We start from the raw sequence: 24,061 nt of genomic DNA, 5'->3' as shown, positions 1-24,061 counted from the left end.
GGAAATGATTAATTGAATCTATACAAATGCTTCTTCCAAATTCTTGCCAACAGCCAGCCTACCAAAGCTCCTCCTACATGAGCTAAGTGAGCAATCCCACCCCCATTTCCGGAAATTCCCAGATATACAGAAACCACAATAACAATGGGTAAAAGGTATTTTACTTTTATGGGAACCGGAATAAACATAATTCCGATTTTTGAATCGGGATATAATGTTGCAAAAGCGGCTACCACTCCGAAAATAGCTCCAGAAGCACCCACCATAGGGGTTGCCACAATTCCTTTTAAACTATCCAGTAATTCTTTCTGCTTCAGAATAGCGTCTGCATTTCCCGCAAACTGTACACTGGCTCCGGACAAATAAGCATCAACATTGAATCCCAGTTGCTGTAATTCGCTGGAAAGCTGCTGGGCTTCAACAAAATTCCATAAGTTAAACAGGAAGAAAGCTCCCAAACCACTTAAAAAATATAGAATCAGATATTTTTTTTCTCCCAAAGTTTGTTCCAAAATAGGACCAAAACTGAAGAGCGTCATCATATTGAACAAAATATGCATAATGCTTCCGTGCATAAACATGTGAGTAATCACCTGCCATGAATGGAAGAAAGGAGAAAAGGGGTAAAAACCGGCAAGATAACCGATGACCTGATTCCCCATTAAAGAGGTAACAATAAATACGATCACATTGATAATGATAATATTTCTTGTAATGGGCGGTATATTGTTAAACATTTTTTTAAAATTTGTTTTTAAAATCATTAAACGGAACTTCATAAAAGCATCTTTTCCCATCTGGTAAAAACTCAGGAAATCCTAGTGCTGTAAAGTCTTTGATGACCTGTTCCGCATCTTTTTTATATATAAAGTCAAATCTTGACTTCGACTGCATTTTACTCCATTGATTGTGATAGTACTGCATGAATTCATCTTCCGTTTTATAATCCAGGATCTCGAAAAGGTTTTCCAGGAACTTCATGGCCTGTGTTTCTTTTAATCCTTCCGGAAGCGAATCAATTCTCAATACGCTTTCATGAGCGATCTTCATGTCAAACCCAAGCTCAGGAAGATATTTTTTGATGGATTCATATTTACTTTTCTCTATCTCATTCATATGATATTCCAGAGAAAATAAGAGTGCGTGACTGTTTGTATTTGTATTTGATTTCCTGGTAGATTTATTATTTTCTGAAACCAACAATCTGTGCATTCTTCCTAAATCAAGCATCAGGGTAACATCTCCTTTGTTGAACAGCCAGTATCCGTTGGGTAACCTCATCAGATCTTCATCAAAGTCTTCATCTTCAAACAGATTGATCTTTGAAGGTTCTGCCGTAATATTCTGATGGTACATTTCCGTAAGATTCTGAATTTCTTCAGGATGTACTACATTTCTTTCTTCTAAAAACGGATTATAATCTCTGTCTACAATAATTTCGGGCATTTTAATAATACCGCCTCCACCACCATTTCCTTTGCTTGGAATGGGTTTATTCATCATCTCATCCAATTCCGGATCTCTATCAAAATCAAGGCTTGGAGAAACATTATAGATTCCCAGTGACCTCTTGATGGTAGAACGAAGCAGGGCGAAAATAAGGTGTTCATCTTCAAACTTCACTTCTGTTTTCTGCGGATGGATATTGACATCAATTTTCTCAGGATCAAGCTCCAGATAAAGAAAAAACGACGGAACATGTCCCGGCTGAAGCAGCCCTTCAAAGGCTTCCTGCACTGCTTTATTGAAATATGGACTTCTGAAATATCTTCCATTCACAAAAAGGAACTGCTCACCTCTAGCTTTTTTAGCCCCTTCAGGTTTAGCAACAAACCCGTGAAGCTTACACCAGATGATATCTTCTTTGATAGGAACTAAAAGTGGCTGCAGCTTTCTTCCGAAAACATCTACAATACGCTGCATCTGACTTCCTTTTCTTAATCTGAAAACGGCTTCGTCATCATGAAACAGAGAAAACTCTAATCCTTCATGCGCCAGAGCAACACGTTGAAATTCATCAATGACATGTCTGAACTCAATATTATTATTTTTTAGAAACTTTCTTCTGGCAGGAACATTATAAAAAAGATTCTTAACCAGAAAATTTGACCCTTCCGCAGTCTGAACGGGATCCTGAAACTGGAAAACACCTCCTTCAATATATATGTTGGTTCCAATAGAAGCCTCCCTTTGCTTTGTTCTCAGCTCTACCTGTGAAACAGCAGCAATAGAAGCAAGTGCTTCACCACGAAACCCTTTTGTTGCGATCTTAAAGATATCTTCCGTTCCTCTGATCTTAGAGGTAGCATGTCTTTCAAATGCCAATCTGGCATCTGTATCGGACATTCCTTTTCCGTCGTCTACGACTTGGATAAGGTTTTTTCCGGAATCCCTGATAATCAGTTCAATCTTCGTTGCATCTGCATCTATAGCGTTTTCCAAAAGTTCCTTCACGATGGATGCAGGTCTCTGCACCACCTCTCCTGCCGCAATTTGGTTGGCTACATGATCCGGTAAAAGCTGAATAATATCTGACATAAAAACGTAAATCAACTTACAAAAATAGTCAATGAAAATGGGAATTAAAACATTAAAAACGGGAATTAATATTTAATTATCAACATTTCAACAATACAGCTTTCTGCAAATTCTGCTCCAAACTGTTTGTGATATTAGTTTTCAAAGAGAACAATCCCCTATTGTTTTTATACCAATAGAGGATTGAACCAGCTAGTTTATACAAAAAATTAATAGTGATATTTACCCTGCACCAGGTATCTAATCCTAGTCTTCAAAGACCAGTTTTCTATTCTTTTTACTTTTAGGAATTCCATGGATCTTCTCATACAGATAAGCCAAAAGGTTCGGTTTCTTATAAATCCTGTTGTATCTGTACTTTGTATTGAAGTGTCTTACATGAATTTTATAAGCATCATATCCGATCACGATCATAAGACATAGACTGATAACATAGAATACTCTAAATTCCAGATAGTAATAGGTTAATCCTGAGAATACAGCGCCTAATACATAAGCTACCATAATACTCATGAGCAATTTTGCTCTTCCGATTAATTCACCGTTTTTTCTGTATTTCTTTTGAGTAAACATAGAAACCAGAATTCCTAAATCAGTTGTTGTTCCCGTAAGGTGGGTTGTTTTAACAGAGAAGTTGGAAATACTTGCCGTTAAGCCATTCTGTAATCCTGTGGCGAAAAGCATTACTGCTACTAAAACTTCCGTTTCCGCCAAGGTTTTCTGATAATACAATTGTCCGTATACTCCTACCCCAAACAAACATAATATTTCCAATACCAGAGGCATTGCATGAGCAAAATACTTGCTTTTCTTATTAAAATTAATCACAATGAAATTGGAAAGGAAACTTCCGAAGAAGAATAAAAATATCCAGCTGCCCATTATTGCCACCTGAGACCAGTTTCCTTTACTGATTTCTGCAGCTAAAATGGCATAGTGACCTGTTACGTTGGATGTAAAAGAGAGAAATATAAGTAGGGATGCAATATTTATAGTACCTGCCGTGAAGGCAGTCAGCGTCCCCAACCTGATATTGTCTCCCAATGTTCTGCTGTTACTATAATTTCTTAACATTTTTTATCTTTTTTAAATTGTGATGATGATGATTAGACCTCTACAAAGATCTCCGCCAGTCTTCCTCTTTCCGGAAGCCTTTCTCTGATCTCAAGGGTAATTTCCCCGGACTGAAGCGCTTTGCACTTTTTGATATAAGGAACAAGGTCAAATTTTCCTTTAGCTTTACTTTTAATAGAGGGAGAATAGTAAGCTTCTTCAATATTATGAGCCTCTACATATTGGTTAAAGGTTCTCTGAAAACTCCCTGTAAAGATGTCGCAGACAATTTTATTAACTAAATGAGGATATTTATTCCTGATGATTTCATAGCCGTCGCAGAACTCTACAGGCCTGATCTTGTTGAAAACTGTTGTCTTGGTATTGAATAAAAGATCTCTGATAGAATCCCCGAAGTCATATCCTGAAACCAGAAGGATGTTATATTGGTTCTGATCTTCGGAAGCGTCTTTTTCTCTCAGTACTTTTTTCAATATGTTTAATGACTCAAGAGAATAATCTGTTGCAATTAAAATTGTTTTAGCCATGTTCTTATTATTTTGTATTGTGTTTATCTTTTTTGATGATACAAAATTAGAATGGCCAGATTAGAAGGTCTTTGGAACGGAATTAAAATGTCATTAAAGAGATTAAAATGAGATTAGAAAATTGTTAACGGGTATTAATATGAAGAATAAAAGTTCCTCATAAAGCAATTGAAAAATAGAATTAATTAATTGATAATGTAAAGATTACACCTCTTTCTGTGTGCTGTAAAAGTTAGGAAAACGCATCTGTACTGTGGTTCCCTGATGTTCATTGGATGTCACAATCAGTTCTCCATGATGCATTCTTACAATGTTTCTTGCCAATGGAAGCCCTATTCCATAGCCTTCATAATTGTTGGTATTGGAAGCTCTGAAAAAAGGATCATAGATCTTGTTCATCTCCCGCTGCGGAATACCGATTCCGTTATCTTTCACAATGATATAAACATCAGCATCAGTAGCACCAAGAGAAACTTTAACCTGCTGGAAATTAGAATATTTGCAGCCATTACTGATAATATTAGCAACCGCGAGATGCAGAAGCTGCTCATTACCCTGCACTTTTAATTTTTTAGGATTATCCGGAAGCATACTGATATCCAGATAGATATTATTTCTGGAATCAATTTTTCTCAGGGTTTCAATAACATCCCAAAGTAACTGATCCATTCTTACTTTATCCATTTTCTGAATCTTACCATCGAATCCAGTCTGGGCTATCATTAAAAGTGCCTTGATTTTTTTATCCAGCTTCTCAGCTTCATCCAGAATAATTTCCAGTGTTTCTTTATATTCTTCCGGTGTTCTGCTGATGGAAAGGGCTACATCCGCCTCTCCCATAATGGAAGTTAAAGGAGTTCGCAACTCGTGAGAAACATTTCCGATCAAATGGTTTTGGGTCTCAAAAGAGGTTTCAATACGGTTGAGCATGTCATTAAAAGTATCTACCAGCTCATTCAACTCTTTATTGTCCGGTTGAGACTCTAATCGAAGGTGAAGGTTTTCAGAACTGATCTCTTTTACTTTCCCTGTAATTTTAAGAATAGGCTTAAAGAGTGTTTTCGAGAGATAGAATGAGAAAATCATACTGAAGAATAACGAGAGCACAATACAGGTAAGCAGGGTTCTTTTCAGGAACCCAAGATAATAGATTACATAATGGTTTTTAGCTGAAGCAATGGCAATATAATCTTTATCACCATACTTAAAGCTCTGCCCGATATAATAGAATTCTTTATCGTTATAATTATCTTCTCCTTTTTTAAGGATGTTTTTAAAGAAATAATCAGGAATATGAACTTCCTGAGAGATTTTCCTGAAATTAGAATCTGTTGGAACCGCAAAAACATAGTCTTTTTCCATCGGAAGCTCTTCATCATTCAGGCTGCTGAGAATATAATTTTCGGGAAGATCAAGATGATCCTTGCTTTTTTCTATCTGAACAATTGTAGCTGTACGGATTTTTAAGAGTTCATAAAATCTCTGGTGGGAAAAATTAACGATTGAAAAATAAACCAAACCACTGAACAACAGAATAATGGCGGTAAAAACCAACATTAAAAGCACCATCGTTTTGGTCTGATTTGTAATCACTTTGTTAAACATTCATTAGGCTTTTTTCAAAACGTAGCCCATTCCTATTACCGTGTGAATCAGTTTATTATCATCTCTATCATCTAATTTCTTTCTTAGATAATTTACGTAAACATCTACTACATTGGTTCCCAGTTCGTAGTTTACTCCCCAGACAGCATCAAGTATTTCAGCTCTGGAAATCACTTTTTCAGGGTTATTAAGGAAGTAAAGCAATAACTTATATTCTGTAGAAGTAAGGGTAATGTCTTCTCCGGCGCGGGTTACCTTTTTCGTATAATCATTTACTGTTAAATCCGAGAATTGAAATACATGTTCATTATCAGGTTCAGTCTCCGTAATTTCCTGTGGAATGTTATTGTGACTTCTTCTCAGTAAAGATTTTACACGGGCTACCAGTTCAATAAATTTGAAAGGCTTCACCAAATAATCATCTCCACCACTTTCCAGTCCCAGCACAATATTTTCAGAAGTCCCTAAAGCCGTTAAGAATAAAATCGGAACACTTTGGTTGGTCTTTCTGATCTCCTTACAAACATCCAGTCCATTCATTTCCGGAAGCATAATATCTAAAATCACCAAATCGAAATCATTAGCCCGCACCAGCTGTACACCGGTACGCCCGTCAAAAGCCACGGAAATTTCATATCCGTTTTCCTGAAGTCCTTTTTTAATGAAAGACACTACACTGGTTTCGTCTTCAATGAGAATTATTTTTTTCATAAATGAAATAAGGAGTTTTACAAAAATAGGGAAATTTTATTGGGATAAACAACCCCGAAGTATATTGAAAGGAAAAAGGAAAATTTAAAAATAGAAGCCTCTTGCAGGCGATTTATAACTTTAGTTTAAGAGGATTAGATTTTAACGCAAAAGGCGCAAGATATTTCAGAATAATGGCTATAAAACGGACGCAAAGGCGTTTCACTAAGCACTGATCGCATTCTTAGCTGAACGAAGTACCTCTGCGATCGAAAAAATAAAGCAGCAGCATGAATCAACTTGCAAACTTCGCTTTTTTATTTTTACTCTTCTTATCATTTTACCTTTTTGTGAATTCCTTTTTTTACCATACAACCTATATAGAATAATACTACCTTTGTTTTTCATTGAATACATCATGAATGATTTTTTAATAGGTATCGGAAAAAGATTAAAGGATATTAGAAAAAAGAATAATCTAACCATTAACGAACTAGCTTTCAGAGCCAATGTAAGTAACGGTCTTGTTTCCCGTATCGAAAATGGAAGAACAATTCCTTCGCTTCCTGTTTTACTGGACCTTATTCAATCTTTAGATATTGATGCCAGCTATTTCTTTGAAGGAGTAGAGAAAAAATCCAATGCAAAATTCATTTATGTTCCTAAAGAAAGCCAGCAGGTCATAGAAAAGGAGGTTGAAGCGGAAGGCTTTAAATACATGCATATCTTTAGCAAAAGTCTTCATTCTCTGGGCTTTGAAGCAGTACTGCTTACGCTTGAGCCCAATTCTAAAAGGGAAAAAGTGATTACAGATGCCTGGGAATTCAAGTATATTCTGAAAGGAGAAGTAAAATACATCATTGATAATGAGGAAGTCATTATGAAAGAGGGTGATTCTTTATATTTTAATGGAAAGTTTCCGCACGTTCCGGTAAGCATCAGTAATGAAAGCTGTGTGATGCTTGTTCTTTATTTTTACACTGCTTAATTCAATATTACACATTATTTTATCATTGCAATATCATGATCTGTCATCAAAAAGTTTACAAATAGTAAACTTTTAGTTTTCTCATTTTTGATTAAAATGAACGATATGTTAATCAAAAATCTCATTTAAACTGAAAATTACACTTTAAAAAATTAAGTTTTATTCGATTTATAACAATTTACAAATAAGGGATTTACTAAAAACCTGTTCCCTGTCTTTTTCACATCAATAAAAATTTAGAAAGTAAAATTTGGGTCATAAATAGCCTCGATTTGTTAATCAATACTTAACACAAAATATTTATATATATTAAAATTATTAGCTTGATTTGCATAAAAAATTTAATATATGTAAAAATGAAAACAAATTTAGAGAAATTACTTACCCTTGCTTCTGTCTGTCTCGTCACTTTTGTTTCAGCACAAAAGCAGTTAATTATAGGAACTGTTCTTGACGACAGTCAGCCGCTTCCCGGTGCCACAGTCAAAATAAAAGGTTCATCCAAAAGTATAACCACCGATGTTGACGGAAAATTTACCATCAATGACATCAAAGAAGGAGAATATAGTTTACAAATCAGCTATATTGGTTATGCTACTACTGATATTACGGTTAATCTAAAATCTGATGAAACCACAGATCTTGGTACCATAAAACTTTCACAGCCTAGGAAAAATATTGATGAAGTTGTGGTTACCGGAACCCTAAAAAATACAGAGGCAAGAGCCTTAAACTTACAGAAAAACGCGATCAACATCACCAATGTCATCGCTTCTGACGGAATCGGAAAACTTCCGGACAGAAATGCAGCAGAAACCGTACAACGTGTACAGGGAGTTTCTATTGAAAGAGATCAGGGAGAGGGAAGATTCGTTTCTTTAAGAGGTCTTCCTCCATTCTGGGCATCTACCACCATCAATGGAAACAGATTACCAACTGCAGAAGAGGAAACAACTTCCAGAGCTACCGCTTTTGATTTTTTCCCAACGGAGCTTATTTCTTACGTTCATGTCAACAAATCCTTTACCCCTGATTTAGAAGCAGATGGAATTGGCGGTGGCGTTAACTTTATTACCAAAACTCCTCCTATGAAAACGGAGTTTAAAGCCACATTAGGAAGTGGTTACAATGCTAAAGCAGATAAAGGCGTTTATAATATCGGCTTATTATATGGCGGAAGAACAAAGGATAAAAAATTCGGATACTTATTCAATTTTGCGCATTTCATCAGAAACTGGTCAACGGATAATTTCGAAGCAAGGAGAAGTGGTGATGAAGGGGTTTTCAGAGTGGAACTTCGTGATTATAACGGAGTAAGAAAGACAACCGGAATTAATGCGGCATTTGAGTATGTGCCTTCCCCTAAAAACACCTTATATCTGAAAGGAATGTATGGAACGTTGTCTGATGATGAAACGCATTACAAACACAGAGTAAGGCTTGATAAATTCAGTTCGGCTAATAATACTGCCAGAGTAGAACTTCAGAACATCCACAACTTACTGATTACAGAACTTACTTCAGTGTCATTAGGCGGAGTTCATAATTTAAATAAAGGAAAAATTGACTGGGATTTATCCTATTATGATAATCAGTTTAAGTATGGTAATATTCCTGATAAACAGAACAATTCTTATTATGTAATTAAATACACCCAATCCGGAGTAGGCATTAATCCAGATTATATTTCTGATCGTGGAAATGGACCTAGGGCTTACTGGAAAGCTGATGAGGGGAAGTTAGATTACAAAAACCCGGATGCTTTATTTGGTTTCTACAGCAATCCCGACTTTAAAATGGATGCTACCCAAATGAAGTTTACCGATCTTGAATTTTATAAGGTTTTCGTACAAGAAAAAGATAAAATTGTAGCCGCTTTCAATCATGAGATCAATGCTTCAGATAAACTGACTGTAAAGTATGGTTTCAAATACAGGGACAAAGAACGTAATGCCAAATTCTCTGATATTTTCTATAACTGGAGCAACGGAACTGCTCCTCTTCTATCTGACTACGCTCAATTTATTACCACTCAGCCGAATGGAAGAAAGTATTTAAGCGAAATGAATGCACATATCGGCAACACATTCGGACCCGTGCTTTCTACGGGAGGCATGAACCAGTTCTGGTATGACAATCAGGGGAACCTGAAAATCAATACTGCTGATTCTGAGTCGCTAGAATATAATAAAGCACTGGGAAGAAACTTTGATGTTTTTGAAAAGCACGCTGATGCTTATGGAATGGCAACCTACAAACTGAATGATAAGATTACCATTTTAGGAGGAATCAGGCTTTCCAATACCCATACAAAGGTAAAAGGATATAATGTGATTGATGATGTGTTGACTCCTGTAGAACACACCAAAAATTACTTGGCCGTTCTCCCTATGCTTCATCTGAAATATGCTTTGAATGATAAAACTAATCTCCGTTTTGCCGCAACCAGAACTTTTTCAAGACCTAATTTCGGAGATCTGACCCCCGGTGGAACTTATAGTGAAGCAGATAATGAATTCAAAGGCGGAAATCCCAATCTTAATCCAACCTATTCATTGAATTTTGACCTGATGGGAGAGTATTATTTCTCAAATGTCGGAATTCTGAGCGGTGGCGTTTTCTATAAATCGATTACAGATCCAATTTTCCAGGATTCTTTTATTGGAGAGTATAATGGCATGAACGGAGTACAATTCTCTGCCCCAAATAACGGAAGTGCAGCATGGCTAGGTGGTATTGAATTGGGCATCAACAAAAGATTTGATTTCTTACCAGGTTTCTTGCAATATTTCGGAGCTCAGGTGAACGCCACCTTCATGACTTCTGAAATGGAAAAACCAAGCGGAAGAAAGGTAGCCCTTCCTTACCAGGCTAAAGAATTGTATAACGTACAGCTATTCTTCGATAAAAAAGGATTCAATGCCAGAATAGCTTACAATTACAAAGGAAAATATGCTGTAGAATATGCTGAAGAGGATATTAATGATTCTTACTACGGAAAATACAGCAGTTTAGATTTCGGAGGTTCTTATCAATTCACCAAAAATATAGGCCTGTATATGGACATCAACAACATCCTGAATAAACCTCTGATCTACCACTTCGGAAAAAACGAAGACCGTCCTGAACAGGTAGAATACTACGGAGTACGATGTAATCTTGGAATAAAACTGAACTTCTAAACCATCACCATGGCCAGAACCATCAATAAAAAAACAGTAATAACTCTGAAGGCAGCTTTTGCCGCCTTCGGAGTTTACTTTTGCATGTACGGTTTCAGAAAACCTTTTACTGTAGCCTCTTTTGAAGGACTCTCCTATTTCGGGATTGATTATAAAATTCTGATTATTATTGCACAGGCTGTAGGCTACTTTATATCTAAGTTTATCGGAATTAAATTTATTTCTGAATTAAAACCTGCGAAAAGACTGACCTACCTATTTTCTTTTATCGCCATTGCAGAGCTTTCTTTATTAGGGTTTGCATTGGCACCCGCTCCTTACAATATTTTTTTTATGTTTCTGAATGGAATTCCGCTAGGGATGATCTGGGGTATTGTTTTTTCATACATTGAAGGCCGCAAAACAACAGAAATCATAGGACTTTTCCTTTGTTCAAGCTTTGTGGTTTCTTCAGGATTTACCAAGTCTGTAGGAAAGTTTTTGATGGATACTTTTTCCATTTCGGAGTTCTGGATGCCTTTTTCTGCGGGATTGATTTTTATTATTCCGTTAATTTTTTCCGGACTTCTGCTGGAAACAATTCCCAAGCCCAATAAAGAGGATGTGATGCTTAAAAGCAAAAGACAGCCTTTGAACGGTACAGAAAGAAGAGCACTTGTTCTACAGTTCTTTGTTCCGGTTGTCTGTATTATTTTTCTGTACATCTGTTTAACTGTCTTAAGGGATTTCAGAGATAATTTCAACCGTGAGATCTGGGATGGTCTTCATTTTAGTTTTGACAGCTCTGTTTTTACCCTCACCGAAATTCCGATTGCGGTCATGGTATTACTGATACTAAGCTTCTTGGTCAAAGTAAAAAACAACAAAAAGGCTTTTGCATACTATCATTACATCCTTTTTGCAGGAATTCTAACGGTAGGGCTTTCTACTTATTTATTTCAGCAGAATGCATTATCTCCTTTTTTATGGATGACGATTTCCGGTTTCGGAATGTACATCTGCTATATTCCGTTTAATGGAATTTATTTTGACAGAATGATTGCTGCATTCGATATCAAAGGAAATGTAGGGTTTCTGATCTATATTGTAGATTCTTTCGGGTATCTGGGGAGTGCTTTGATCCTGCTCTATAAAAACTTCGGTTCGGCTCAGACTTCATGGCTTAATTTTTATATCAGCCTGAATTATATTATCACCATCAGTGTTTTAATCCTTTCAATTATTGCTTTTCTGGCTTTCAGAAAGAAGGCAAAACCTAATTCAAATTCTAATCAATACATCAATTTCGATACTTCGAAAATCTTATAAATTATAATACAATGAAAACAAAATTTGATTTACTCGTTGTGGGAGGCGGAATTTTAGGAACATTCCATGCGTATCATGCGCTGAAGAGAAATCTAAAAGTAGCTTTACTGGAAAGAAACTCTATCCCTCAAGGGGCCACCGTACGAAATTTCGGACAGGTAGTTCCTTCCGGAATGGATCTTAAATGGCAAAACTTCGGAAGAGAAAGTCTCGCAATATATAATGAACTTCATACTCAGGCAGATCTTACCATCAGACAAAACGGATCTGTGTACATCGCTTCCAATGATGAGGAACTTCAGCTTATTGAAGAGCTGTATAAGATCAACAGAAATAATGATTATGAATCGGTTATGCTATCTAAAAATGACTGCATTAAGAAATATGACGGACTCCGTTCCGATTATTGTAAAGGTGGATTGTTCTTTCCACAGGAGCTTTCTGTAGATTCTGCAGATATGATTATAAAACTTCACAAGCTGCTGCAGGAAAAAATGGGATTGCAGATCATTTATAATACAACTGTTGTTGAAACGCATGAGGATGATCAGAAATGTATTGCCATCACAGCAGATGGAGAAGAATATACAGCTTCAAAAATCATTATTTGTGGCGGCCATGAGTTTAAAACTCTATACCCTAACGTATTCAATGAAAGTGATTTGGAAGTGAGTAAACTTCAGATGCTTCAAACCAAGCCTCAGGGAATTTATTCTCTTCAGGGAAATATTCTGACAGGGCTTTCCATCCGAAGATATGAGTCCTTTAGTGAATGTCCTTCTTTCCAGAAAATCAAATCGTTAGAAGATCCTAATTCGTTTGAGAAAAAATTTGGGGTTCACATCCTGTTCAAGCAGGCATTGGACGGATCTATCATTCTTGGAGACTCTCATGAATACGCTGATGCTAAAAATGCAGATGATCTTGGTTTTGATTTAAATATGGAAATTGACGAATTCATGATTCATGAAGCAAAAAAAATCATCGCTCTTCCTACTTATGAAATCCAGAGAAGATGGTTTGGAGTATATTCTCAGTGCAAAACGAAAGATATTTTTGAACACAGCCCCTCTCCAAATATCCATATTGTAACGGGTATTGGTGGAAAAGGAATGACGGGAAGCGGAGGCTTCTCTAAGTTTAACATAGACAAAATTTACGCATAAATTTCAATGAAAAATATAGAATTATTGGTTCTGGATATGGCCGGAACTACAGTGGATGAAGATAATGTAGTGTATAAAACCTTAACCGAGGCTGTTAATGAACATGGCTACAAAGTTAATCTTGAACAGGTTCTTATTACTTGTGCCGGAATGGAGAAACTGGAGGCTATCACCAGTTTACTAAAAGATATCAATGGAAAGGAGGCAGATGCTATTATTATTTTTGAAAACTTCTCCGGAAAACTAAAAGAGGCTTACCAGAATCTGGATGTACAACCAATCAATGGAACGGAAGATTTTCTTCTTACAATGAAAGCTCAGCATAAAAAAGTAGTGCTAAACACAGGTTACACCTCAGAAATTGCCCAACAGCTTTTGGATAAGCTTCAGTGGAAAGAAAATGTACATTTTGATGCTTTAATCACTGCTGACGATGTTACAGAAAGCAGACCAAGCCCGGAAATGATTCATCTGGCCATGCAAAAGTTCAATATTTTGGAGCCGGAAAAGGTTTTAAAAGCCGGAGATTCTGTGATTGATATTGAAGAGGGAAAAAATGCAGGCTGCGGATTGACTATTGCTGTCCTGTCCGGAGCTCAAAGCAGGACAGAACTGGAAAAGGCTGAACCTGATTATATCTTCAATACCATTTCTGAGGCTGTAAATATTCTTTAAATACTTACTTTTATACTTATGACACAAATGTTTTTTTCATGGCATTTGTGTCGTTTTTTTTAACCACCCCGTCAAAATTCTTTGAATTTTTGACACCCCTCCGAGGGAGGGGAATTATCACCCTATCGATTGAATATTTGTCTTCGTTGAGCTTTCACACTGTCATTCTGAATGGAGTGAAACGTAATGAAGAATCTCTAAGTAAGTTTAAGATTCTTCGACAAGCTCAGAATGACAAATATTAACTTTTACTATTTGTCAACTTTGAAATTTTCAATAATCCTTAATTGCATTTCTACATGTATAGTTTCAATTTAAAGCAATTAAGACGTTAAAGCATTAATATTATTACAGTTACAACACTACACCTATTTCTAACATTTCATTTTCAGAGCAACTTTTTAATTATCAATAAATTAATTTTCAGTTCATATATATTTACAAATAGTAAATTAATTTTACAATTATTAAAAAATAAATTACTATTTGTAAACTTTTACTTTTCAAAAACTCTTTATCCCATGAAAACAAAACTATTCTCAATGGCTGTTGTAATGAGCTGTTTCCTTGGAGCTCAAACTAAAAAAGTCCTTTTTATCGGTATTGACGGATGCCGTGCAGATGTCATGATGTCTACCAATGCCCCTAACATCAAAACCCTCATCAGCCAATCTATTTACTCTCTTGACGGATTGTGCGCTGCCACAACATGGAGCGGAAATGGCTGGAGTACCATGCTTACAGGTGTATGGCATACCAAGCATAATGTACAGGATAATAGTTTTACTAATCCTAATTATAGTAACTATCCTGATTTTATCTCAAGAGCTGAAGCCTATAATCCTAATTTAAGAACAATGTCTCTTGTCAATTGGGCACCTATCAATGACAAAATCATACAAAATGCGGACGTGAAATCGAATTTAGGAACAGATCTCGCCGTGAAAAACGCAGCCGTGAATACTTTACAGAATGATAATCCGGATATTCTGTTCGTAGATTTTGATGATGTGGATCATGCAGGGCATTCTTACGGATTTTCTTCTGCCATTCCACAGTATGTTTCTTCTATTCAGACTACTGATACTTATATTGGCGAGATTGTAAATGCCCTGAAAAACAGATCAACTTACCATAATGAGGACTGGCTGGTAGTTTTAACAACAGATCATGGTGCTGTAGAAAGCTCTCACGGTGGCGGAAATCTTTCAGAACGAAATATTTTCACGGTCTATTCCAACCCTGGATTTACCCCTCAACAGATCAGTAAAACAGTTCTTGAGTCTAATAAAACCTTTAACCAACTTAATCTTCCTTCGGGAGCTTATGCAAAACCTACAAACCAAACTCCGTTCAATTTTGGAGCAAATCAGGATTTCACGATTGAATTTTGGGTAAAACCTAACGCTGCTTACACCAGTGATCCTGTATTTCTTGGAAATAAAAACTGGAATAATGGAAAGAATAAAGGAATTATCTTCTCGGGATATTCCGGACAGAATTTTAAAATGAATATTGCAGATGGTACCAACCGAATTGATCTTGTAGGCGGAAAAGTAGAAACCAATAAATGGAAACATATTGCCGCAAGCTTTGACAGAGACGGTCTTGTAACCTTATATGAAGATGGTGTCCCGGTTACTTTCGCTAAAATGAGTACAATCGGAAATATTGATTCTGTTCTTCCATTAACATTAAATCAGGATGGGACAAATACTTACAGTGTTACTCTTGCCGCTTCCTACAAAGATGTAAGGATCTGGAAGTCTGCTCTTCCGAATAATGTAATTGTCAATTGGGCCAACCAGGATATTACCGCATCACATCCATATTATGCTCAGCTTTTGGCCAATTGGAAATGTGATGGAACAGCAGGAAATACTTTGGCAGATTCAAGTCCTAATGCGAATCATATGAACATTACAGGTTCTCCAACTTATACTGCCAACTCTTCAAATTCGTTTAAAGTTTATGATTATTCCTCAACAACAAGAGAAACGGATCATTTCCCAACTGTATTGAACTGGCTTTGTATTCCGATACAGTCTTCATGGGGAATTGATGGAATAAACAGAATTCCGGCCTGCTCAAAGGATGTTTTGTCTACTAAGGAAACAAAGGCTGCCACTGAGGATTTTAAAGTATATCCCAACCCTGCCTCCACTCAAATCAACATCAGTTATCCATCTGGGGATAAAGAAATTAAGGTTGAAATTATGGATTCTAAAGGATCACTTGTTTCCACCAAAAACTTAAGATCTTCCAATGGAAATTATGATGAGAAGATCAATATTGAAGGGTTTCCATCCGGAATGTATTTCATTAAACTCAATGGAAGCAAAAGGTCTCTGACGAAGACATTTATCAAGAAATAAAACAGTAAAACAATTAGATTTAAATTTGATATTGGAACTCGGATAATTATATCCTTGTTCCAATATTTTTTTTGACTAAGATTGAAGATCCAATTCCATCTGTACATCTCCTCGGTCGTAACCCGGATTGGTAATTGGTGTATGTTTAAACCCTAGTTTTTCATATAACTTTATGGCAGGCACCAACACGGAATTGGTTTCCAAAAATACTTTTTCTGCTTTTAACTCTCTGGCTTTTTCAACAAGAGCATTGCCCAATAGGTAACCGATCTTCTTACCCTGCGCTTTAGGGCTTACGGCCATTTTTGACAGTTCAAAAGCTAGTGGTTCCTCATGAGCTTTTACTAAGGCACAAGTGCCTACCGCTTCGCCATTCAATAAAGCAAAAGCAATATATCCACCTTTGTTGATTATCTCTTCTTCCGGATTATCCAACAGTTTATAATCACTGGGTTCCATAACAAAGAACTTTTTGATCCATTCTTCATTTAAGGTCTTAAAAGCTTCCTTATACTGAGGCTCATAGCTTATTATTTTTACTTCATTATTGTTATCATTCATCGCTTTAGGTGTATTAAATTCTGTTTTTTATCATTTTGCCCAATTTTTCCAGATCGCTTTCTACACGGTCTGTCCATTCCAGGGCATAGTTTAATCGCATACAGTTTTGATACTGATTATATTGTGAAAACATTCTTCCCGGAGCAAAGTTTACTTTCTGGTTAACTGCTTCATCATACAAATCTTCAGTACAAATTCTTTTATCAAGCTCCAGCCACAGCATAAATCCCCCTTTCGGTTCTGAAACTTTCGTATTATCAGGAAAATACTGTGTTACAGACTTCTGAATCTGTAAATAATTGGCATACAGCTTCTTCCTGAACATTCTCAAATGATGATCGTAACGGCCATGCTCAAGGAAATCCGCAATTACATCTGAAAATAAAGACGGACTTGATACGGTCTGCACCAGCTTTTGCCGGATAATCTTCTCTTTAAATTTTCCAGGTGCCACCCAGCCTACACGATAACCCGGCGCTAAGGTCTTAGACACGGAGCCTACCCACATCACAATTCCTGCTTCATCATAAAATTTACATGGCTTCGGCCTTCCCGCTCCGAAATAAATATTTCCGTAGACATCATCTTCTACCAAAGGAACATTATGCTCGGTAAGCATTCTTACCAGTTCTTTCTTATTATCATCCGGCATCTGAAAGCCCAACGGGTTATTATAGTTCACCACAAAACAACAGGCAGAAAGCTTTGGCAATACCTTTTTTAAGGCATCCAGATCTACTCCGGTAATAGGATGGGTAGGAATTTCCACCGCCTTCAGCCCCAGCAGCTGAATCGCCTGAAGAATTCCAAAATAAACAGGACTTTCCACCGCAACAGAATCTCCCGGCTGGGTAACAGCCATCAAACAGTTATAAACCCCGTTCATAGCACCGGAAGTAATCACCAGATCATCTTCTGTAATTTTCCCTTCCATTACGATAGACCACTTAGCAATTTCCCTGCGAAGACTTTCACTTCCCTGCACCGGCTCATAATTGGTTCCACTATCACTCTTCCTCTTAATTACTTCTATCATGCACTTCTTCATCTTTGCTACCGGAAGAAGGCTTTTCCCCGGAATCCCCAACGCAAACTGAGTAACATCCGTTCCCGCAATGGTTCCAAATACCTTTCCAACAAGATCTTCCGGGCTGTTTTTCCCTTCCCACACCTTCATTTTCGCCACAGAGGGTAATGCTAATTTTCGCTGAGAGGTCTGGCTTACATAGTAGCCATATTTTGGTCTTGATTCTACCAGAGAACGGCTTTCCAGCTCCATATAAGCCTGCTTTATGGTATTTAAGCTAACATTATACAGCTTTTGGGCACTGCGTAATGAAGGTAACCTGTCTCCAAACTGCAGTGTTTCGCTATTGATCTGCTCTGTAACAGAATTGGCTATTTTAAGGTAAAGAACATCTTTAGGCATCGATCACTGTTTTAAGTAAATGTACAACTTTATCACTTTTTGATTACTGATTGAGCCAGCTAATCATCCTGCAAATACTATTTTTAAGCTGTTCTGGGTTACGGAAATTAGCGGTATTATTCTTTTTAAAATAGCTCTCGACCCGGGAGATAAAGTTTTTCTTTTCAGAATTCTGTGCTCCTGTTTTATCATAAATTTTAAAGGCTATTCCTCCTTTTTCATTCATGACCAGACTCGCAAAGGCAATAACCTCTTCTTTCTTTTTAGCCAATAGGAAAGGGAGTCCAAATTCTGAGCTCACTTTTCCGGTATTCTGTGCCTGCAGAAATATATTTTTTAGCACCAACATGTCTGAAATATAGACTTCTGCATATTGAATCGGTTCCTGATATTGAACATTGGTTTCCATAATATTCTTCTTAACAAAGCAAAATTATGGAGTCTTTCGGTTTGGATACAGATACAGAACAACAGAATATCATGGGTACAGATTTTCTTAATCCATTGTATATAAATAGTATAAAAATATTCCGATAACAGCTTCTTTTATCACTCTTTTCAAAAGATTTATCTTTGCAAAAAAAATTAGAGATAAATGAGCTTCTTTGGAACGAACATTAAGAAAATAAGACAGGTTAAAGGTTTGAGCCAGAAGACATTTGCTGATTTACTTGATTTAAACAGAGGAGTGATAAGTTCCTATGAAGAAGGCCGTGCTGAACCGAAGATTGAAACCATACTAAAGGTGGCCAATCATTTTAGTCTGGATTTGGATCAGCTTCTTACGGAAACGCTTCAGGAAAGTCAGCTGGCCAGTGTTTCTGGTACTAATCAACTGATGCTTTTTCCGGAAATAGGCTTTAATGAAGATAAAGAAGCCGAAAATCTACGGGAAAATCATTCGGAGAACAATGCAATCCTTCAAAAAATATTAGCCTCAGTAGATCTCGTATATGAATTTACTAGAGAAAAACAACTGCTCTCTCCCTATCATTACGGAGATATTGTATTTCTGAATAAAGCTGATCTGAAAAAAGATCCCATTCATCATTTATTAGCCCATACAAATGGAAATTTAGAGTATGCAACCCATACTGATAACCAGAATCTTTATAAAATTGTAGGCCATGTCTCCATTGCTGAGAAGAATATTTTTACAGATATTTTTGAAAGACTGGAAAGACTGGAGAGAAGCAGTAAAAAATAATGGCTCCTACATCCCGGACGGATAAAAATATATTATGAAGCTCTTTACAATAAAATGTAAGGAGCTTATTTTTTATAGATGATTTCTTTTTACGATATTAAAACAAAAAACCCTCCGTATTCAAAATACAGAGGGTTTTGTACCCCAGACGGGACTTGAACCCGTACGTCCTTGCGGACACAGGATTTTAAGTCCTGCGTGTCTACCAGTTCCACCACCAGGGCCGGTGTGTGGTACAAAAAAAGGATTTGAAAGCAAATCCTGTTCTTTGTATTGTGCGGATGAAGGGACTCGAACCCCCACGCCTCACGGCACCAGATCCTAAGTCTGGCGTGGCTACCAATTACACCACATCCGCTCGTTATATTGCTCTGCTACCGCAGATACAATCGGTAATTCTTACAAATATAAGAAATTTATTTAAAAGATCACTCTCTCTATTAAAACAAAAAACCCTCTGTAGCAAATACAGAGGGCTTTGTACCCCAGACGGGACTTGAACCCGTACGTCCTTGCGGACACAGGATTTTAAGTCCTGCGTGTCTACCAGTTCCACCACCAGGGCATGGTGTGGAGCGAAAAACGGGATTCGAACCCGCGACCCCAACCTTGGCAAGGTTGTGCTCTACCAGCTGAGCTATTTTCGCATAGTGCGGATGAAGGGACTCGAACCCCCACGCCTCACGGCACCAGATCCTAAGTCTGGCGTGGCTACCAATTACACCACATCCGCTGGTTTTTTAATATTGTAAGTTTTAAAGAGCTTGCTTCGTTTTTGTGAGTGCAAATATAGGACAATTTCCCTTACCTCCAAACTTTTTCTAGAAAAAAATTAAAATTTCTAGATTTTTTTTCTGCGGCACCTATTATTACATTTCATTTTCTTACTTTTACAACGTTAATAATTACGATATGGAATTACAAGGAACGGTAAAGAAACTTTTTGAAACTCAAACTTTTGCAAGTGGATTTCAAAAAAGAGAATTGGTTATTTTAACTCAGGAACAGTATCCACAGCCGATAAACATAGAATTTTTATCTGATAAAATCAGTTTATTAGATAACCTTAAAGAAGGTGAAAACGTAAAAATAGGAATCAACATCAGAGGTAGAGAATGGGTTTCTCCACAAGGTGAAACTAAATACTTCAACTCTATTACAGGATGGAAAGTAGAGAAAGTTTTTGATAATGGATCAGAACCTACTCAGGCTATGCCTCAGCAATCAGCTTCTCCTGTTTCTAACGAGAATCCGTTTGCCGGAGATGATGATGATGATTTACCTTTCTAATTAAAGAATTAAAATCAAATATAAATCCTGCTTTCTTAAAAGTGGGATTTTTTTGCTAAAAAATGGTCCGACTAGACGAAAACGAGATTTCATTTCCTGATCCGGAGGTGTATGATGGACATGACGGGCTTATTGCCTATGGTGGAGATCTGTCTATAGAACGTATTTGGTTCGCCTACCAATTGGGTATTTTCCCCTGGTACAACCCGGGAGAGGAAATTCTATGGTGGTGCCCCGATCCGAGATTTATTTTAGTTCCTGATGAAATAAAGGTTTCAAAATCGATGAGAAAGATATTAAACAGGGATGTTTTTACTTTTTCGGAGAATAAAAACTTCAGAGAAGTCATCAAAAACTGTCAGCAAACCGAACGCAAAGGACAATCCGGGACATGGCTTTCTGATGAACTGATGAATTCTTTCATCAAACTTCATGAATATGGCCTGGCAAGAAGTATTGAAGTGTGGCAGGATGGAGAACTGGTAGGTGGTTTTTATGGGTTACAGATCGGAAACGTTTTCTGTGGTGAGAGTATGTTTGCGAAAGTGAGCAATGCCTCAAAAGCAGGCTTTATTCACTTTGTAGAAAGCAATAAAGATCAGATTGAATTAATTGACTGTCAGTCTCATACCGAACACCTGGAGAGCCTGGGGGCAAAAATGATTCCTAAAAAAGAATTTTTAAAAATCCTACACGAAAACAATGAACGCAGATAAAGAAAAATGGCTCCTTCTGGCTACCCTGAGTATTATTTGGGGATCTTCTTTTATTTTGATCAAAAAATCACTGGATCATTTCAGTCCGTACCAGGTAGGGTCACTAAGAGTCCTTATAGCTGGTATTATTTTGCTTCCGATTGCCATTTCCAATTATAAACTTTTTCCCAAGAAACATTTAAAATGGCTTATTCTTGCTGCATTTACCGGAAATTTTATTCCTATGTTCCTTTTCCCGATTGCAGAAAAGGAGGTCTCCAGCAGTATTGCAGGAATCATCAACTCTATGATGCCTATTTTCGTCATTATTGTGGGTGGATTGGTATGGAAATTTGAAACCACCAAGAAACAAATCATAGGAACACTCATAAGCTTTACAGGAGTCTGTATTCTGGCTTTTGGTGGCGGTGATAGTGGCGAACTGAAGATGATCCCGATTTTGTTGCTGCTATTGGCTACTTTATGCTATGCTGTAAGTACAACAACAGTAAAATCAAAACTGATGGATGTTTCTTCCGTTGTTTTATCTTCTTTTATATTTTCTTTTGTCTTAATTTTTCCTTCCATTATTGCTCTTACCAGTACAGGATTCTTTTCTGAATTCAGCTTTACAAAAGGTAATATGCTTGGATTGATGTTTGTAAGCTTACTTTCCATTTTCGGAACAGGGCTTGCCATGACCATGAATTATCGGTTACTAAAAGTTTCCACTCCTCTTTTTGCCTCAACAGTTACTCTTATAATGCCTATTGTAGCTATTATCTGGGGAATAATTGATGGTGAAAAGCTAACGATTATGCAATTTATAGGAGCCGGAATTATTATTGCCGGATTGATCTTTTTAAGAAGCAATCCGAAAAAATAGTTTAAAGGCTGGAAACTGGAAGAAAGAACATTGTAAACCACTATTAGTCATACAATTAACAGATTACTTACTAATAACTATTTCACTATTCTTTTAACGAAGAGTTCACAAAGAATTTGATTAAAAAAATGGAAAAATTATGTTCACAAGGGCGTTTCACTTAGCCATGATCACCTTCTTAGCTGAACGAAGTACCTTTGCGAACGTAAACTATCCATACAGCTTTATATTCCTTTGCGTATTCTTAGCGTTAAAAATAATTGCATTTAAGTTGGGAAAAGTCAAAGGAAGACTTATAACTTTCTTTTAGCTTCAGATTTATAACACCTTCTATATCAATAAAAAAAACCTGCATTTCTGCAGGATTTTCTGTTATTTAGAGTGATTTTAATTCTTTTTCTTCACTTTACTCACCTTCACCTTTTTTACTTCTTCTTTGATGAAAGGATATTTCTTTTGCATATCCTTTACCAGAGACGGATCCAGTTCTAAAGCTTTCTGAAGTGATTCCATTCCTTTATCCTGATCTTTCAGATTGAAAAAACAGTTACTTAACTGATAATACAACTCTGCCCTGTCATGATACTTTATTGCTGCATTTAAGACAGTTACAGCATCTTCATATTCTCCTACAAGCATCAGAACTTCTGAGTAGGCATACCAATTATAAAATCTTGACGGCTCAGCGTCTACCAGCTTTTTAAGACAGGAAAGACTTTCTTCAAATTTCCCGGAATCAATGAACAGGAATGCTAATCTTTTTTGATAGTCAAGATTATTTTCATTCAGCTGTGTTGCTTCTTTGGCAAAATGAAGAGCTTCAGACATTCCGCCCATTTCTTCGTATAAATAAGACTGTTCCATCATCGCCAGATAAAACTGAGGGTCTTCTCTCAATGATTTCTGGAATGAATTTAAAGCCAAAATAGGCTGCTTTAATGCTTTATTACACAATCCGATTTTATAGAAGGTAAATGCTTTGGTATATTCCAGTTCAAGCATTTCCTCATAAGTATCAATGGCTTTCTGGTATTGTCCTAAAGCTTCATAACAAGCTGCTTTATTAGCATATACGCCTACAGAATTTGAATTGATAGCCAATAGATAATCATATCCTTTTATGGCTTCATCAAAGTTCTTTCTGTTGAAGTAGAATTGTCCGTATTCAAACCAAGCAGTTTCGGAATAAGGGAATTCGTCTAAATATTCATTAAGAAAGGCAATCGCCTCCTCACTCTTATTCAGGTCACTGAAACACACCATTGCGTTTTCCAACGAATATTCGTCCGAAGGATCTTCTTTAAGTGCTTTTCTGTAATGTTTAAGAGCGTTAAAGGGATCTCCCAGATTTATATATTCATCCGCAATAAAGTTGTGAAGGAAATTTTCTTCTTCCTCCAGCGTAAGGGCTTTTTTGCAGATTTCAATGGATTTTCTAGGGTTACCCAGGTTCGAATAATACTTCGCGTAGCAAACTAAAAAGTCTGTATGTTCCATAGAGGAGCCTTTCAGCTCATCAATAAGATCTTTCGCCGTATTATATTCTTCCCACTCCAGAAGAATTTCAAGTCTTTTGATCTTGATATCTAATGAATTGGGGTGAAGCTTCAGTCCATAATTAACAGCCATATCAGCGTAATTAAAATCACCAAGCTCCAAATAATAAACAATGATATCTTCCAGCTCTTCGGTATCGAAGTAGAATTCGTCATTGTTTTCCATCATTTCTTCGAACTTTTTTACAAGTTCATTTCCAAAATACTCTTCCAATAGTGTCCTCTTCGTCAGCCCAATGCCTGAATTTACTTACAGACCTCGGCAAACTTTATTAATTAATAATATATCTGAAACTGATATTCAAATAT

General features: G+C 36.7%; 20 protein-coding genes and 5 tRNA genes. 10 read left to right on the top strand and 15 right to left on the bottom strand.

The window, feature by feature from the left end; genetic code table 11:
* Nucleotides 1-8 precede the first annotated feature (8 nt).
* The 6 genes from CHSO_RS03225 to CHSO_RS03200 all read right to left on the bottom strand — a co-directional run bounded on the left by CHSO_RS03225 (nt 9) and on the right by CHSO_RS03200 (nt 6,455).
* Nucleotides 9-737, bottom strand: a complete 729-nt coding sequence (locus CHSO_RS03225; RefSeq protein ID WP_045501776.1) for a rhomboid family intramembrane serine protease — start codon at nt 735-737, stop codon at nt 9-11.
* A gap of 4 nt (nt 738-741) precedes the next feature.
* Nucleotides 742-2,538: a DNA mismatch repair endonuclease MutL gene (gene mutL / locus CHSO_RS03220; protein ID WP_045492278.1), complete on the bottom strand. Its 1,797-nt coding sequence runs from the start codon at nt 2,536-2,538 to the stop codon at nt 742-744.
* Between the two features lie 246 nt (nt 2,539-2,784).
* The gene (locus CHSO_RS03215; protein WP_045492277.1) at nt 2,785-3,612 is read right to left on the bottom strand and encodes a YoaK family protein; all 828 of its coding nucleotides are present in this window, start codon (nt 3,610-3,612) and stop codon (nt 2,785-2,787) included.
* A gap of 32 nt (nt 3,613-3,644) precedes the next feature.
* Nucleotides 3,645-4,139: a hypothetical protein gene (locus CHSO_RS03210; protein WP_045492271.1), complete on the bottom strand. Its 495-nt coding sequence runs from the start codon at nt 4,137-4,139 to the stop codon at nt 3,645-3,647.
* 204 nt (nt 4,140-4,343) lie between these two features.
* Complete coding sequence (locus CHSO_RS03205) at nt 4,344-5,744, bottom strand: sensor histidine kinase (RefSeq protein WP_045492269.1); 1,401 nt, start codon at nt 5,742-5,744, stop codon at nt 4,344-4,346.
* A gap of 3 nt (nt 5,745-5,747) precedes the next feature.
* Nucleotides 5,748-6,455 (bottom strand): response regulator transcription factor, encoded by a 708-nt coding sequence (locus CHSO_RS03200; RefSeq protein ID WP_045492267.1) that lies wholly within the window; start codon nt 6,453-6,455, stop codon nt 5,748-5,750.
* A gap of 397 nt (nt 6,456-6,852) precedes the next feature.
* Between CHSO_RS03200 and CHSO_RS03190 the strand changes: the two genes are divergently transcribed.
* The 6 genes from CHSO_RS03190 to CHSO_RS03165 all read left to right on the top strand — a co-directional run bounded on the left by CHSO_RS03190 (nt 6,853) and on the right by CHSO_RS03165 (nt 16,128).
* Nucleotides 6,853-7,422 carry a helix-turn-helix domain-containing protein gene (locus tag CHSO_RS03190; protein WP_045492263.1) on the top strand — a complete coding sequence of 190 codons (570 nt, stop codon included), beginning with the start codon at nt 6,853-6,855 and terminating at the stop codon, nt 7,420-7,422.
* A gap of 356 nt (nt 7,423-7,778) precedes the next feature.
* Nucleotides 7,779-10,604 carry a TonB-dependent receptor gene (locus CHSO_RS03185; protein WP_045492262.1) on the top strand — a complete coding sequence of 942 codons (2,826 nt, stop codon included), beginning with the start codon at nt 7,779-7,781 and terminating at the stop codon, nt 10,602-10,604.
* Between the two features lie 9 nt (nt 10,605-10,613).
* Complete coding sequence (locus CHSO_RS03180) at nt 10,614-11,912, top strand: DUF5690 family protein (protein ID WP_052480475.1); 1,299 nt, start codon at nt 10,614-10,616, stop codon at nt 11,910-11,912.
* An 11-nt stretch (nt 11,913-11,923) separates the two neighbouring features.
* Entirely contained in the window at nt 11,924-13,078 is a 1,155-nt protein-coding gene (locus CHSO_RS03175) for a TIGR03364 family FAD-dependent oxidoreductase (RefSeq protein WP_045492260.1), read from the top strand.
* Nucleotides 13,079-13,084: 6 nt separating this feature from the next.
* Complete coding sequence (locus CHSO_RS03170; protein WP_045492258.1) at nt 13,085-13,753, top strand: HAD-IA family hydrolase; 669 nt, start codon at nt 13,085-13,087, stop codon at nt 13,751-13,753.
* A gap of 521 nt (nt 13,754-14,274) precedes the next feature.
* Nucleotides 14,275-16,128: an alkaline phosphatase family protein gene (locus CHSO_RS03165; RefSeq protein WP_045492256.1), complete on the top strand. Its 1,854-nt coding sequence runs from the start codon at nt 14,275-14,277 to the stop codon at nt 16,126-16,128.
* 75 nt (nt 16,129-16,203) lie between these two features.
* Here CHSO_RS03165 and CHSO_RS03160 read toward each other — a convergent pair whose 3' ends face one another.
* The 3 genes from CHSO_RS03160 to CHSO_RS03150 are packed head-to-tail and all read right to left on the bottom strand — an operon-like array spanning nt 16,204 to nt 18,527.
* A complete protein-coding gene (locus tag CHSO_RS03160) occupies nt 16,204-16,689 on the bottom strand; it encodes a GNAT family N-acetyltransferase (protein WP_045492254.1) in 486 nt (161 codons plus the stop codon).
* A 13-nt stretch (nt 16,690-16,702) separates the two neighbouring features.
* The gene (locus CHSO_RS03155; protein ID WP_045492252.1) at nt 16,703-18,118 is read right to left on the bottom strand and encodes a PLP-dependent aminotransferase family protein; all 1,416 of its coding nucleotides are present in this window, start codon (nt 18,116-18,118) and stop codon (nt 16,703-16,705) included.
* A gap of 43 nt (nt 18,119-18,161) precedes the next feature.
* Complete coding sequence (locus CHSO_RS03150) at nt 18,162-18,527, bottom strand: hypothetical protein (protein ID WP_045492250.1); 366 nt, start codon at nt 18,525-18,527, stop codon at nt 18,162-18,164.
* A 186-nt stretch (nt 18,528-18,713) separates the two neighbouring features.
* Here CHSO_RS03150 and CHSO_RS24875 point away from each other — a divergent pair, with 186 nt between their 5' ends.
* A complete protein-coding gene (locus tag CHSO_RS24875; RefSeq protein ID WP_052480474.1) occupies nt 18,714-19,325 on the top strand; it encodes a helix-turn-helix domain-containing protein in 612 nt (203 codons plus the stop codon).
* A 140-nt stretch (nt 19,326-19,465) separates the two neighbouring features.
* Here CHSO_RS24875 and CHSO_RS03140 read toward each other — a convergent pair.
* From CHSO_RS03140 to CHSO_RS03120, 5 genes are all read right to left on the bottom strand, one after another.
* Nucleotides 19,466-19,549 (bottom strand) — tRNA-Leu (locus CHSO_RS03140).
* 52 nt (nt 19,550-19,601) lie between these two features.
* A tRNA-Leu gene (locus CHSO_RS03135) sits at nt 19,602-19,683 on the bottom strand.
* Between the two features lie 123 nt (nt 19,684-19,806).
* A tRNA-Leu gene (locus tag CHSO_RS03130) sits at nt 19,807-19,890 on the bottom strand.
* 6 nt (nt 19,891-19,896) lie between these two features.
* Nucleotides 19,897-19,972 (bottom strand) — tRNA-Gly (locus tag CHSO_RS03125).
* 4 nt (nt 19,973-19,976) lie between these two features.
* A tRNA-Leu gene (locus tag CHSO_RS03120) sits at nt 19,977-20,058 on the bottom strand.
* A gap of 179 nt (nt 20,059-20,237) precedes the next feature.
* Here CHSO_RS03120 and CHSO_RS03115 point away from each other — a divergent pair.
* From CHSO_RS03115 to CHSO_RS03105, 3 genes are all read left to right on the top strand, one after another.
* Entirely contained in the window at nt 20,238-20,615 is a 378-nt protein-coding gene (locus tag CHSO_RS03115) for a DUF3127 domain-containing protein (RefSeq protein WP_045492249.1), read from the top strand.
* Nucleotides 20,616-20,677: 62 nt separating this feature from the next.
* A complete protein-coding gene (gene aat, locus CHSO_RS03110; protein ID WP_045492247.1) occupies nt 20,678-21,331 on the top strand; it encodes a leucyl/phenylalanyl-tRNA--protein transferase in 654 nt (217 codons plus the stop codon).
* The gene (locus tag CHSO_RS03105; RefSeq protein WP_045492245.1) at nt 21,318-22,196 is read left to right on the top strand and encodes a DMT family transporter; all 879 of its coding nucleotides are present in this window, start codon (nt 21,318-21,320) and stop codon (nt 22,194-22,196) included. The genes aat and CHSO_RS03105 overlap by 14 nt, the downstream gene beginning before the upstream one ends.
* A gap of 387 nt (nt 22,197-22,583) precedes the next feature.
* On the opposite strand, the gene CHSO_RS03100 is transcribed toward CHSO_RS03105, so the two are convergent.
* Nucleotides 22,584-23,966, bottom strand: a complete 1,383-nt coding sequence (locus tag CHSO_RS03100; RefSeq protein ID WP_045492243.1) for a tetratricopeptide repeat protein — start codon at nt 23,964-23,966, stop codon at nt 22,584-22,586.
* Nucleotides 23,967-24,061 lie beyond the last annotated feature (95 nt).

This window comes from Chryseobacterium sp. StRB126, assembly GCF_000829375.1.
Classification (GTDB): Bacteria; Bacteroidota; Bacteroidia; order Flavobacteriales; family Weeksellaceae; genus Chryseobacterium.
This window is presented reverse-complemented; position numbering and strand designations above follow the sequence as displayed.